Annotated in this window: 10 protein-coding genes; 1 reads left to right on the forward strand and 9 read right to left on the reverse strand. The window is 44.6% G+C overall.

Translation table 11 applies throughout. The annotated features are described in order from the left end of the window. The first annotated feature begins 146 nt into the window (after nucleotides 1–146). The gene (locus BLS49_RS05630; RefSeq protein ID WP_175471320.1) at nucleotides 147–737 is read left to right on the forward strand and encodes a response regulator transcription factor; all 591 of its coding nucleotides are present in this window, start codon (nucleotides 147–149) and stop codon (nucleotides 735–737) included. Here the strand turns inward: BLS49_RS05630 and BLS49_RS05635 are convergent. The 9 genes from BLS49_RS05635 to BLS49_RS05675 all read right to left on the reverse strand — a co-directional run bounded on the left by BLS49_RS05635 (nucleotide 716) and on the right by BLS49_RS05675 (nucleotide 14,509). Continuing rightward, entirely contained in the window at nucleotides 716–2,002 is a 1,287-nt protein-coding gene (locus BLS49_RS05635) for a sensor histidine kinase (RefSeq protein ID WP_175471321.1), read from the reverse strand. The genes BLS49_RS05630 and BLS49_RS05635 overlap by 22 nt on opposite strands. A gap of 399 nt (nucleotides 2,003–2,401) precedes the next feature. Then, nucleotides 2,402–3,439 (reverse strand): adenosine deaminase, encoded by a 1,038-nt coding sequence (gene add, locus BLS49_RS05640; protein ID WP_091227431.1) that lies wholly within the window; start codon nucleotides 3,437–3,439, stop codon nucleotides 2,402–2,404. A gap of 162 nt (nucleotides 3,440–3,601) precedes the next feature. Next, a complete protein-coding gene (locus BLS49_RS05645; RefSeq protein ID WP_091227433.1) occupies nucleotides 3,602–5,362 on the reverse strand; it encodes a glycoside hydrolase family 13 protein in 1,761 nt (586 codons plus the stop codon). A 186-nt stretch (nucleotides 5,363–5,548) separates the two neighbouring features. Beyond that, complete coding sequence (locus tag BLS49_RS05650; protein ID WP_091227435.1) at nucleotides 5,549–6,412, reverse strand: alpha/beta hydrolase; 864 nt, start codon at nucleotides 6,410–6,412, stop codon at nucleotides 5,549–5,551. A gap of 19 nt (nucleotides 6,413–6,431) precedes the next feature. Next, nucleotides 6,432–7,148, reverse strand: coding sequence for a DUF2461 domain-containing protein (locus BLS49_RS05655; RefSeq protein WP_091227437.1), 717 nt, complete (start codon nucleotides 7,146–7,148; stop codon nucleotides 6,432–6,434). A 153-nt stretch (nucleotides 7,149–7,301) separates the two neighbouring features. After that, the gene (locus BLS49_RS05660; protein ID WP_091227439.1) at nucleotides 7,302–9,479 is read right to left on the reverse strand and encodes an ATP-dependent helicase; all 2,178 of its coding nucleotides are present in this window, start codon (nucleotides 9,477–9,479) and stop codon (nucleotides 7,302–7,304) included. A gap of 400 nt (nucleotides 9,480–9,879) precedes the next feature. After that, nucleotides 9,880–11,094 carry a VWA domain-containing protein gene (locus BLS49_RS05665; RefSeq protein ID WP_091227441.1) on the reverse strand — a complete coding sequence of 405 codons (1,215 nt, stop codon included), beginning with the start codon at nucleotides 11,092–11,094 and terminating at the stop codon, nucleotides 9,880–9,882. 2 nt (nucleotides 11,095–11,096) lie between these two features. Then, nucleotides 11,097–13,412, reverse strand: a complete 2,316-nt coding sequence (locus BLS49_RS05670) for a DUF5682 family protein (protein WP_091227443.1) — start codon at nucleotides 13,410–13,412, stop codon at nucleotides 11,097–11,099. Further along, nucleotides 13,409–14,509 carry an ATP-binding protein gene (locus tag BLS49_RS05675; protein ID WP_091227445.1) on the reverse strand — a complete coding sequence of 367 codons (1,101 nt, stop codon included), beginning with the start codon at nucleotides 14,507–14,509 and terminating at the stop codon, nucleotides 13,409–13,411. Before BLS49_RS05675 ends, BLS49_RS05670 begins: the two co-directional genes overlap by 4 nt. Nucleotides 14,510–14,512: the final 3 nt, after the last annotated feature.

Below are 14,512 nucleotides of genomic sequence, written 5' to 3' on the forward strand. Positions count from 1 at the left end.
GTTTGGATTATAAGTTTAAAAGTGAAAATGCGAATAGGATGAACTTTCTTCACCTGGGGGTGAAGGGAATTCATCCTACCGTTTATCTAGCATCATTGGTATACTGGGTTTAATTGTAAATGAACCAAGTCTCAGGAGGGTTGTATATGACATCTATCCGAATCATGCTCGTTGAGGACGATCCATTCTGGAGGGATCATATTAGTGCAGACCTCACGGACGAGGCAGATATCGAGGTAGTCGGAGTAGCCACTACAAAAGAAGAAGCCATAGACATGGCTTCTCGCATTAATATTGACGTCATTCTGATGGACATTAATCTGACCGGTAACAATTTGGACGGCCTTGAAGCCGCTGAACATATACTTCGTCAACAAACCAAGCATGATACCAAGATCATCATGCTTACTTCAATCACAGAGGCTGAAATTGTAATGAAATCATTTCGACTGGGCGCATTAAATTATATTAATAAATCCAGTTATCAAGACATCCTTAATGCGATACGTGATGCATATAGCGGAAAAGCTTCCATTCATTCAGACGCAGCTAAGGTCATGCGAAATGAAGTGCAGCTTATGGAATTGTCCCCTACTGAACGCGAGGTGTTCGATCTTCGCAAAACGGGATTAAGTAAACGGGAAATTTCCGAAAAGCTCCATAAATCTACAAATACGATTAAAACCCAGCTTCGCAGTATTAAAAATAAACTGACTCATTTCAAAATAGATGAGTGAGTGTGGTCAAAGCTCCTAGTCCTGACTGCATAATTGGGGGAACGGAGCTTCGATTTATATTTATACGCTGGAAAATGAAGTACGATCGTTGTCCCTTCTTCTGGCACACTCTCGGCTACCGACAGCTTGCCTCCATGCTTGGACATTACGCTCAAGCAATAGGATAGTCCGAGCCCGTAGTTGAGAGCATTTTTTTTCGTAGTGAAGAACGGCTCAAATATTTTAGACAAATTTTCTTGCGGGATTCCTGCCCCGTTATCCTTCACCTCAATTCGAAACTCACGTCTGGTTGCAGAGGTTCGGAGTTCAATGACTCCACCTTTAGACGGCAGGGCATCTATCGAATTGCGGATCAGATTGGATAAGGTTTCTTTTACATGGACTTCGTCGCATATGAGTTCTCCTTCAGTAGTGTAAAAAACGGACAGGGAAACCTGTTTATGTTCTGTAAGCGATCCAGCAGATTTAATAACGGATTCCAGCAGCCTCTTAATATCATGGGAACTCTCGTCAAGATGGACATCCTCTGCTTTTTCCTTAATACGGTTCACCATTTTAAGTAAATGAGAAGTCAGTCCATGTACCTGTTCAATCGTTTGTACTGCCTTATCAGATTGGCCTCCTTGAACAAGATGACTGCTTTTCTCAGCCAAGTAATCAATTTTCTGGATTTCATTCTTAATGGAATGGTTCAGTATCGACACTCCCATCGTTAAAGTTCTGATCGAGTAGTCGATGCGCTCCCGCTCTATTTTCAGTTTAATCCCTAAAAATCCATACCGGATCGTAAAAAATAACACTATAATGACCGTAGCTAGAATGACGATAAAATTGGTCTGCCACATCCCGTTGCTTCTAAGATCAAACGACCATTGCCCCAGCGTAAGTGAATCAAAACCTACATAGTCGGACATGAACGCCCAGATCATAACAAGTGGGAATAACAGCGTTCTTCGTTGACTGTGCCTCTTAAGACCGTTCTTTTCCTTAACATACGCGTATACATAAAAAATACATCCGAGCGCTATGTATGCTCCATCCCACCACCGAAATCTACTAACATCAAAGTGGTTCCACCCTTCGGACATCAGATGCTCGACAAGCAGCAGTACAAACCCGGGAAACAGCAGCACGGTCCATGTCCATTTAATCCAGTATGACATTTTCTCATTGATCCAGAGTCCTCCCATACAGAAGACATACGGCAAAATAAAAAAATAGATATTCATAGCAATCACAGTAGATTTGTAAAATAGTAGACTCAATACAGGATGCATCCACACTGCGTGCTCAAACACCGGCATGATGGACAAATGCATCGCGAAAGCAAAGCTTGCTGATCCTCCCAGTAATATGGTCAACCCTATCCATATGTTAGACCTTGTTCGATGAAATAGAATAAATAATCCTAACGACCACAACGATAAAAACATCAAAATGTAAATAATTCGCACCCAAAATGGCCCCTTAATGTATCAAATCTACAACCTTAATTTACTAATTATTCCCTGTTAAATTAATCTATTCCTGCATCAAGTATACATTTAAAAATTATTTTAATTCTCTTTTCTTTTACCCATAATTTTCCGTTTATTAACATCAAAAAAAGACTGGCTCAAGACAAAATTCTCCTGATACCAGTCTCTATTGTTATATCATTATGTCTATAATAATTCAGCAAAAGACTTTACTATTTCTTCGTGCAATTGCCGCTTCTCCTCTTTCTCCAGAAAAGCAGCCTCGACACTGTTCAACATAATCTGCTCCATTTCAGGAAGCGTAAATTGAAAATGATCTGTCAGAACCGCGAGCTCCTTCGTCATATTCGTATCAGATACGGTCAAATTGTCAGTGTTCACTGTGATGAGCAAGCCTTGATCAAAATATTCACGAATCGGATACGTCTCCCAGTTCGTTGAAGCTTTTGTCTGAATATTACTAATCGGACAGAACTCCAATGGAATACGCTCTGCTCGTACCCGCTCCAGCAGGTCCCTGTCTTCCTTCAAACGAACTCCATGCCCGATCCGATTGGTACCGAGCTTAACCACTGCTCCATAAATACTATCCGCCCCTGCCGCTTCACCTGCATGAATGGTAAACGGAAGCCCATGTTTTTTAGCCAGATCGAATACCTCCTGATGCAGTTCAGGCGGATATCCGTCCTCTGGTCCGGCTAAATCAACAGCAACCACTCCACGTTCCATAAAACGAGCAGCCGCCTCAATAACCTCCAGATTGTCTTGAGGTGCATGGTTCCGCATACAGATAATGATACCTCGAGCCTTAACACCATACGTTGCCTCGCCTCGACTTAGGCCTGTCACAAAGGATTCTATCACCTCATCCAGGCTAAGGCCCTTTTGAAGATGAAGCCGCGCACCCATCCGTACCTCAATATATTTGCAGTTATGCTCCGCCGCCTGCTCCACAACTTCATAAGCTATCCGTTCTAATGAATAAGCCGTCTGCATCGCAGGCAGCACCAAATCAAATTTACTCAAATAATCTACCAGACTCGGGCAATCTCCCTCCACCCGCATAAACGGCAACAAACGATCAACGTCAGCTGCAGGCAGCGTCAATCCCTCTGCCTCAGCCAACTCCAGCAAAGTTTGCGGCCTAACGCTTCCATCCAAATGAAGATGCAAATCGATCTTAGGCAATCTTCTCAGCACACTTTTATCTACTCCGCTTCCCATCTATGTCACTCCCTCCAAGCTTTCGAGCCATAAAATAACAATATAGAGTATTATACAATATCCTAATGCCAGTATTGTTTTTCTTTTCTCCAGCCAAAAAAAGCGAACTCAGGAAAACTCGCCTGAATTCGCTAGTATGAGAATATGATAAGTGAATAATGATTATGATTCCACGCTGTAAATTCTGAATTGCTGTGGTTCTAGCGTAAAGCTCAACGCCTTTTGTCCCAATACCTCATTGCTTTCACTCCAAGCATCTCGAATGGTGCTGTTATTATAAGTAGCTGGCACAATGACATTAACCGGAGCCTCTCCATTGTTAAGTGCGACGATCATTTGCTGAGCTCCTTGCCCTCTTGTAAATACTAGCAGGCCAGAATCATTGTTGGCCTCAAGCAAGCCGAAACGGGCATTGTCGGTAAATGCACTGTATGTTTTTCTGATCTTGATTAGCCGTTTCATAAACGACAGCAAATCTTGATCTTGTTTCTCTTCCTCCCATTCCATACATTTGCGATAGTATGCAAAATCATCACCATCTCCGGTCAAACCAATCTCATCACCATAGTAAATACTTGGGCTTCCTGGATAAGTAAGCAGCAGCAGGAAAGCAAGCTTCAATCGTCCCTTATCGTCTTGGCACTCTGTTAGAATTCGCGCTGTATCATGACTTCCGAGCAGATTAAACAGAACTTCTGTAACGTTGTCCGGGTAAAGCTCAAGATGACTAATGACTTCATTAGCGAATTTCTCTGCACCGATCTTACGTTTAGCTACAAAATCGATAACAGACTCCGTGAACGGATAATTCATGACTGCATCAAATTGGTCTCCTTGCAGCCAAGGCATTGCATCGTTCCACACCTCAGCTACGATGTAGAGGTCGTCCTTAACTGATCTTACTGTATTTCTAAACTGCCGCCAGAACTTATGATCAATCTCGTTTGCTACATCAAGCCGCCAGCCATCGATATCGAATTCCTCAATCCAATACTTCGACACTTTCAAGAGATATTCTTTAACTTCAGGATTAGTCGTATTCAGCTTCGGCATCTCAGGAACAAAAGCAAATGTCTCATAAGACGGTTGATCCCCTTGTCCATCGCCAAAGCTTGTAATATGGAACCAATCAGCATAACGTGATTTTGATCCATGCTTCAGCACATCCTGGAACGGTGCAAATCCATAACCTGAATGATTAAATACTGCATCCAGCATTACGCGAATACCACGAGCATGGCATTCCTTCACCATCGTTTTGAACGTCTCTTCATCGCCAAACTGCGGATCTATCTTTAAATAATCTGTTGTATCGTATTTATGGTTTGTTGGAGACTCAAAAATCGGGTTTAAATAAATTCCTGTAATGCCCAAGTCGACTAGATAGTCTAGATGCTGAGTAATTCCTTCCAGATCGCCGCCGAAGAAGCTATCCGGTTTCGGGGTATCCCCCCATGCTCCATTCACATTCGTTTTACGTCCCGGATTTCCGTTAGCAAATCTCTCAGGAAAAATTTGATACCAAACGGTGTCCTTTACCCATGCCGGAGCATCAAAAACATCGATAGCATTCAAGTAAGGAAAACGGAAAAAGCGATTATCATCCACGCTAGACGTAAAACCTTTCTCTCCGTATACGGTAGTCTCATCACCATCATGGAGCTCAAACATGTACACAAATCTGTTATTTTCCGGTGAAATAGCGATAAACCAATAATCAAACAGCTCATCTGAAGTTAACTTTTGCATCGGAATAGCGTCCGAAATCATACGGTCTTCCGCCCAACGATATGGATCGCCATAAATCAAATTAACTATCGAAATATCTTCTTTTTTGCTTCTGAGTCTTAGATGCAATGTCTTAGTATCATAGGCATAGGCATAGTTGTTTTTTGGACGATGATACACAGCTTCTTTAATCATAATCTTTACCTCCTAATAATTTGAAAATAAAAAAGAGCACATCCCCCCTAGCAGGCTGCATCGGGGTTGTGCTCTTCATTCGCCAGTGAATGAATAAGTCAGTCATTGCCCTTAATTTAGAAAGTTATTATCAATATGTAGTATAATTTCTCTGTTGAGATATGTCAATAATTGTATAGCCGTTCATTACACAAAATGACGTAAAAATGTGTTCACTTTCTGAAAAGCATCCTGAACTGCCGGACAATAGAAATTTTGGTCAAATACATGGTCCCCTCCGTCAATTGTAATGAGCTCACTCGGGACCCCGACTTGCTGCAGTTTCTCATACATCATTACGGACTGCTCATAGGCTACATCGGTATCCCGATTACCATGCAGGAGCATTGTCGGTGGGTAATCTTGGGTCAAATGGAGGATCGGACTGAATAATTGCAAAGCCTCCAAATCCTTGACGCGATCCAAACCTGTAACCTCCTCGACCCATTTTCCAGTTTGACGGCAGTATATATAGTAATCATAACGATCCCATGATCCTTCAGATACAATATCTTTTTCGATAGAGACCTGAGCCTTTGCAGCAGTTATCCTTTTCCGCTGACAATAAAATCTGCTTGGCTTCGTGATCCAGTCTCCAATTAGATCTCCATAGCCGTAAAAAGATACTATTGCCTTTGGCTTGATTTCCTCAATGGTTCCTGCCAGCAAACTCATATATCCTCCTGCTGAGCTTCCTACCAGCACCATTTTGTTTGGATCAAAACTGTAATATTGAACCGCCTGCTGACGAACCCAATAAATCGCATCTTTAACATCCTGCACAATTTCAGGCAGCTTTGTACCCGGAGCCAGTCTGTAATCAATGCTAATAATGGAAAACCCCGCATTCATATACCATTGAATTTGCTGAGACGGCAGCCAGCTTCTGGAGCCAAACACAAATCCGCCACCGTGAATGTAAATGAGCACAGGAGATCCGATACCCTGATCATATACATCCGCTTTAATTTGGCAATCTCCCAATTCCTTATAAATCCTCGTCTCTTTCATAGAGAGGCACCTCATGAACTCATAATTTGAATGGAGAAGCAGCAGTCCGTTTCCTCTCCTCTACCCTACACAAATAGTGATAGATAGGCTCAAGAAGCTTAAATCCCCTAAGCACTTCATCAGCGATATCCTGAGAAAAAAGCTTGTCCACATTACTCTCGTTATGAACTAAATAAATATTTTTTCTATCATGCCATTGACGAAGCTCCGGCGATATTGATGGGTTAAGAGGTTTCTTGTACATATCCCCTTCGATCACGTAGATGTCCTGATTATCGTAAAACGAAATGGCCTCCATAAATTTTGGAGTATCCTCTACCATCATTTCTCGAAATACATCCATGGATTCTCGTGTAGCACTGTAATAACCCATCCCATAGCGATAGCCCTCTGGCGATATCTCAAAGAAAAAGGCAGGGGCATCTCTCCACTCCACTTTCGGACGTTTGAAAGTTAGCCACATTGTTGATCGATAGAGTGATTTATCCTTGGAAAACCTAGTATCTCTGAAAAGCCTGGATATAGTTTTGTTAACCGATGGAGTTACCACGAACAATGAATCTATTTGTAAAATATCTGCACTTAAGTCACTAACTAAATATTGAAACGGCCTTAGAAGCAATTCCTGATAATCGTTGCGATGCTCCTCGTACCACTCCTTGCTGTTGTTCAATCTAACATTTTCCAGAAAATCAAGACCGTACTGACTAAATCCTTTAAACAAGTTATCGCCCATATCTTTCGATTCTCCTTGAAGACAGATTAGCTACGGAAAGTATTCAAGCGTGTTCATAAAACAGTAAAATGTCGGTGCAATAGCTGACGCATTCCATTTTCAGAGATATCCTACAATTATTTGAAACTGTTGTCAATTACTCCTGTTATATTGCTAGTTTGTGATTAATCCTTTTTCCAGACATGTTGTCAGTGACAAGGTTTTGATTCCACTGCTGAACGATATTTCAAGCAAATCCCCGTTAATGTTCACGATATTTCCTTGACCAAACAAAGTATGATAGATTACATCCCCTGCTTTGAGCTCCAATCCAGCCGAAGCGCCTGCTAAGCTTTCTTTGTTCGAGGGTTCCATAATCGTTCGCACATTTGTTACAAATGAAGACGGAGTTACTTGTTCATCATCTCGTTCTCGATACGTGATCAGGTCCAGATGCCGTTTCGCACGAGTCATGCCTACGTAAAACAAACGTACTGCTTCCTCCATAGCCTCTTCACGGCCAATTCCATGCTGCTTGATATCCTCGGAAGACGGTATAATGCCTTCTATTAAATCGATCATGTACACCCGCTCAAACTCTAAACCCTTAGCACTATGAAAAGTAGAAAAAGTAACTGCATTCTGCCCACGTTTTGATTTTGAAGTTTTGAGGGCGGATTCCAGATACTTCAGTCGATGAGCAAAATCCTCCATCGTTTCAAGCGAGTCCGCAATTTCCTCCAGCGTGTTCAGGATTCCGATCAAATATTCTCTGCGAAATCCGAGACGTTCACACATTTTGTCAAGCGCCTTTTCATATCCCAATCGATCCCGAATCACCCTTATAGCATGCAGTGGAGGCATTCCTCTCATTTCCTGAAACGTCTCCTTGCTTGCTGTGATCGGCTTGATTTGGTAATCATGAAGCGGCACTCCATTTAGCAGGTTATCAAATACGGACTCATTATTATGAAGCTCCTTAAGCACGGCCATTTGCTGCTTGCTAATGTATCCGTTAAATTTCAGATGGATTTTCTCCAGAATATCCGGCCGTTTATCAGTATACGTCATCCGCATAAAATTGAGGATATCCTCTACAACCCAATGGGAAAAGAAACGATTGTCCACATCCTTCATATAAAACGGAATACCCGCCCGATCAAACTCGTTCATTAACGAAATGGATGAGGCATTGTTTCGATACAGCACAGCTACCTCCGAAAGATCCGTCACTTTCTGAATATCCTGCACCAAATATTTGGTCTGATCACTATATTTCGCCATCGTCCGAATTTGAATGGGATCGCTCTCCGCATTACACGTAAACATATTTTTCTCATACCGATGCTTGTTGCGCCGAATGAACTGATTCGCTGTATCCACAATATTTTGCGATGAACGGTAATTCTGTTCCATAAAAAGAGTGACCGCTCCAGGATGTGTATCGGAGAACTGAAGCAAATAAGAAGGCTCTGCACCTCTCCAGCTATAGATCGACTGATCATCGTCCGCAACAACGCATAGATTGCCATGCGCAGATGCCAGCTTTTCAATAATGACATGCTGAACCATCGAGGTATCCTGACTCTCATCCGTCAGCACGTAATCATATTTTCGCTGGTATTTATGAAGTAGCTCAAGGTCGCTCTCCATCACCTTGCACCCAATTGTCAGCATGTCGTCAAAATCAATCAGAAGCTTCTCACGGTCCTGCTGCTTGAATCTTTCGTATTCCTCCAATATGCGTTCAGCAAGCGGTACACTTACCTTCACTTCTGACCATTTTTCGCGAGGAATCATTTTATTTTTGATATAGCTGATATATGTCGTCAACTCGTCCATCTGATCGTCTGTTATGTTATCGCCATGAAGAGAATGATACATTTCGCGCAGGATGATTTTCTTATGCAAAGGTAGCCCGTTTCTCATCTCGTCAATCTGTCCGCTTCCGCTTATGACTACTTCGTGCTCTGCTGACCCTTCAATGATCTGATAATTCGTTCTGATCTTACGAAAATGATCCCTTACCAGCTCATAAGCCAGACTATGAATCGTGGAGAAATGTACGGAGGGCAACTCAGGGAAAAATTTAGAAAATCGCGTCTTCATATCGTTAGCCGAAGCACGACTAAACGTCACCGCCTTGATTCTTGCCGGATCGACACCCTTTTCTTGAATCAAATACCCGATTTTCATAATAATTGTTGTCGTTTTACCAGAACCCGGAGTAGCGAGCAGCAGCATCGCGCCTTCTGTTTGAAGCACTGCCCTCTGCTGAACCTCATTAAGCTCCACGCCGATTTCTTTCTTTTTCCGAGCAAAAAACGGCTCTAATTTCAAATCTATGCTCATTCTCGTTGCTTCCTTCCACATCACATCATTACTCTTTGCACATTGTATTATCATATCATGATTCGTGATGAGTTTAAGAGCCATTTCAAAATCTGACGGACACCAGGGACCTTATTTCCACTAAAACCTGTATCTACAAATTTTAACGGACACAGCCGCACTTATTCATCCATTTTGACTCTGATTTCACCCATTTTATGCTCAGTATACTCAATATAGTCTCTCTTGTCCGTTAACAAGCCAATTTCGTGTTATTTCTAGCAAATAGAGTCTCTCCTTTCCGCCAAAATTGTTCTGTTCATTCATGACGTAAAAAACCTGCGAATACAAAGTTTTTACATTGAAATCAAGTGAATTCGTAGTAAAAACTGCATATCGCAGGTTTTTATCTTTTATATGCTTAGATTCCTTTGGTCCCCAGCCTCTTGGCCAGCTCCGCTAAATCCTGCCCTTTCAGCGCTCCCTCTACTAACTGCGGAAGCAATGCGGGAGTACATGCAAAGCAAGGCGTACCATCCTTCGATAAAGCCTTGGCCAGCTGTTCATCATAAAAAGGCTTGCCTTCATCGGATAAAGCGAGCAGGCAGAGCGTTTTGACGCCAGACTCCTTCATCTCTCGCATACGACGGATCAGCCTTGACTGATTGCCTCCCTCATAGAGATCAGATATGATGATAAACAACGTTTTACGTGGCTCCTCAATGAACTGTTCACAGTACGCAACCGATTTATCGATGTTCGTTCCGCCGCCAAGCTGAATCCCGAACAGCATTTCCACGGGGTCATTTGCACACTGCTCGGTCAAATCGACCACTTCTGTATCAAACACAACGACACGGGTGTCGAGTGCAGGAATGCTGGCAAAGATAGACCCGACAACCGAAGCCCAAATAATGGACTCCGCCATGGAGCCACTCTGGTCGATATCTACGATGACCGTCCATTCCTTGTTCCGTTTTGCTCGATCAAAGAAATAAAATCTTTCTGGAATGATCCGCTGCAGACCGGCATCATAATTTTTCAAATTGCGCTGGATCGTACGTTTCCAGTCGATACCGCTAAGCGAAGAGAGCGGCGTATGCTGTCTGCGGTTCAATGCACCGATAACTGCCCTTTGAATATCCTGTTCCATCCGCTTGATCAGTTCATCCACCACGGTCTGAACAAGCATTCGCGCAGTGTCCTTCGTTTTCTCTGGAATTTTGCCTTTAAGCGATAGCAGCGTTCCCACCAGCTGAATGTCCGGCTTAACGGTTGCCAGAACCTCAGGCTCGAACAGGAGCTGCTTCCAGCCCTTACGCTCCATAGCATCATTCTGAATAACTGAAACAACGTCCTCGGGGAAGAAGGTTCTCACATCACCAAGCCATTGCGCAAGCCGTGGTGCAGATTTACCTTGTCCTGCCCCTCTGCTTCTAGATCCGGAGGCCCCGTCACCTTCTCCTGATCCATCGGTCTGATCATAGATTGCAGCAAGTGCTCGGTCCATAATCAGCTCTTCATCGGACAACTCCATCTGACCATTACCAGTATGACGACTAAGTTCCTCTTCAGCTGCCGCGCCCAGAATAAGCCGCCAACGGGACAAAGCCTGACGTTCCAATGTATTATCCATATTTAAAAGTCCTCAAAATCAAAATCATTCAATTCATTCAGCATCTGGGCCTCGTCCTCCTTAAGATCATCCATGAGTATTTCCGCCACCTGCTCCTTATCCGTTCCCCAAAGCTCACCAAGGAGCTCGGCAACCATCGTCTTTTCCTTAGGACTGAAAGCACTGAAGGCACGCCGTAAAAACACCAATGCGCGTACAAACTCTTCATCTTCGAGCGTGCAAATATACTCGTTTAACTGTTCCCACAGGCTCATCCTTGATAAGAGAGCATACCGATTGCGCATAGCCAAGCCTTCAAACCATCCCGCTCCGAGGTCAGCCGGAATACCCGGTGACAGCCGCCGGGACACTTCTGCCGTGCATTGCTGCGCAGAAATATCATTTCGTTCCAGCAGAATGGCACAAGCAAGCCCGGAAAGACGAGGGTGGGCATCATCCCGATCAGATAAACGGGTGAGCTCTTGAATCCACAGCGGCTCATCCACTTCTTCGCTGTGTTCTGCTGCCATATAGTTCAGCTCATTCATAGCCGATGCCATCGCCTGCGCTGCTTCGTCATTGCATTGGCTGGCATCGTACAGAAACAGGCAGGCACGCATGAACAGCTGCTGAAGCAGCGGAACAAGCGGAGTAGTATCTATCCTGCGGATGCCTCCATATCGTATGAGCTGTGACAGATTTCTGGCTGCTGAGGCAATCTGTACTACATTTTGACTTTCAACCGCCAATCTCTGTAAAGCCTGACGGCCTGCCTCCATCTGATGAATCATTCCACATTCATAAGCAATGGTAATAAGGACAGATGCCTCTTCCATGGAGCCACACCCCTCCAGCCGCTGCTGAAAAACAAAACCAGCTGCGATTTCCACAGTCTCGCCGAGAAGCGTCGATTCAACAATTTCGATCTCCACTTCAGGCGACCACTGCACGATCCAGTGCTCCGCCCATTCAGCCTGATTATGGGCTCTACCTTTTTCTTTGACAAAATGAATACCAAGCAGCTTCAGACGGTGAAACCAGAGCGAACGATTCAGGTCCAGATAAGCTGCATCCTCCGAGGACACTCTGCGATTCTCGCGCAGATCAAGCACCAAATCGTTAGCAACCGTTGTTTTGTATTTCTCAAGCTTCAGCCGCTTCAGCTGACGATTCATATCATCCTGAATGGGTGTCTGGCTAACGCCCTCCGCAAGCTCCCCGATCGCAGTGCCAACCTCCGTACGTGCCAATGATTCCGCAATGACGGAAATCTCCCCTCGACCAAGGAGCGTTTTCGCTGCATCTCTTAAATCCCTGAGGGTCGGAGCAAGGCCATCATGCAGTGCAGCGAGAGACTCCGCCAGCCTTACCGCCTCAATCACCTCTGCTGTTGAACGATGTGTCCCCATTGCTCTCAAATCTCTCGCGATGGAGGACAGATAGTGATACGGCAAATCTCCGAGCGCTCCACGAGCCATGTGCTCCCACATCATTTCAAAATAATAAGGAGCGATATTACCTGCGCCGTAGCCCGAGAGAGACGACAGCTTCAAATAAGAATATGGCATAAGGGTCAACTTGGTTTGACGGGACGGCAACTGCTTCAGTTCATCATCATTCATAGCAGCAGACAGATCAGCCAAGGCCGCAGCATGGTAAGCACCGCAGATCACTACGATGTTGTGCAGCTTATGGCCTGCCGCAATGGTCTCCGCAATTTGTCGGCACATATAAGCTTCGCGTACAGCATTATAAGCATATTCCAGTCTTTCATGCTTACGCTCCCGCTCTTCCGAAAGCTCTCGCATCTGACTCGAATAAGCCAAAATCGACTGATGATATGCATCAGGGCTCAGGTTATGCTCGAAACTTCGCTCCCAATAGGTGTCGTAATCAAATTCTCCAGAAATTTCTGCAATTCGATGATAGAGATTGGCCGCTACCTTTTCCCCCTCTGATCCCGGAGCATCTGCTGTCTCCGCGCCTTCCCTTCTTACATCCTGCAAGCAGACTGCGGAAGATGAGGGAAGATCGATAAAGGCGCAATATGCACCCTTTTTACGTGCCCAGAGCATGGCCTGATATTCCGGCGAATAGACAGCGAAAGGCCATAAAACGGTTCGGACCGGCAGCTCCTCTGTAAAAGCAAGTATAGCAACAGGTGGTTTCGTTGAGCTGTTCGTCAGGTGAACGATTTCTGATGTCGCATCAGAAGGGCCTTCAATCAGCACTGCCGTAGGCTGTATCTGCTCTAAAAAATCAGCAACATGATAAGCGCCAGCCGGCGACAGATGCCGGACGCCAAAAACATGTACTCCAGCGCCGCGGTCTACATTCATTGATTGATCTCCTTGCAAGCATTATATAGCCCACGCCAGCTGGCCCCGCGTTTTTTCATCACATTGTCCAGGTACTCCTTCCATACCAGCCGATCCTTATCATCATCCTTGACGATGGCCCCTTGGAGCCCTGCTGCCAAATCCTCTTCCGTCATTTCCCCATTACCAAAGCTTGCTGCCAGCGCCATACTGTTCGTGAGCAGTGAAATGGCCTCAGCAGTTGAGATGACACCTGCAGGGGATTTGACCTTCTCCTTTTTATCAAGAGTCATACCACTTCTCAGCTCTCTAAAAATAGTTACAACCTTGTGCAACGCTTCATCCGCTGGAACTGCGGCCTGCAGATCGTAGGAGGCAGCGATTTCCGCAACGCGCTTCTTCACGATTTCCACTTCGGTTTCCAAATCCGCCGGAGCAGGTAATACGATAATATTGAAGCGGCGCTTCAATGCAGTCGACATTTCATTTACTCCGCGGTCACGGGTGTTGGCAGTCGCAATAATGCTGAAGCCTTTACGTGCATTCATTTCTTTGCCAAGCTCTGGTATAGAAATCGTCTTTTCCGACAAAATCGAAATCAAGGCATCCTGAACCTCCGAGGCGCAGCGTGATATTTCTTCAAAACGCGCAATACCTCCAGCCTCCATCCCTCTCATTACAGGACTTTGCACAAGAGCCTCCGGTGTAGGCCCCTGAGCCAAAAGCATGGCGTAGTTCCATGAATAACGAACCTGTTCCTCTGTAGTTCCAGCCGTCCCCTGAACAACTAAGCCGGAATTGCCGTAAATGGCCGCAGCCAAATTTTCAGACAGCCATGATTTGGCCGTTCCCGGTTCCCCGATGAGCAGCAGCGCCCGATCTGTAACCAGCGTTGCTATTGCCATTTCAACAATGCGCGAATTCCCGATATATTTAGGAGTAATGATCTTGTTCCCCGCTTTACCACCAACGATAAATTTCAATACAGATTGTGGAGACATCTGCCATCCTGCCGGAATTTTTCCCTGATCATCATCAATTAACGCCTTTAACTCATCCTGATATAATAGCTCAGCCGGAAGGCGCATAATATCTTGCAAATTTTGCTCCGTGCTCATATA

This window comes from Fontibacillus panacisegetis, assembly GCF_900102215.1.
Taxonomy (GTDB): Bacteria; Bacillota; Bacilli; order Paenibacillales; family Paenibacillaceae; genus Fontibacillus; species Fontibacillus panacisegetis.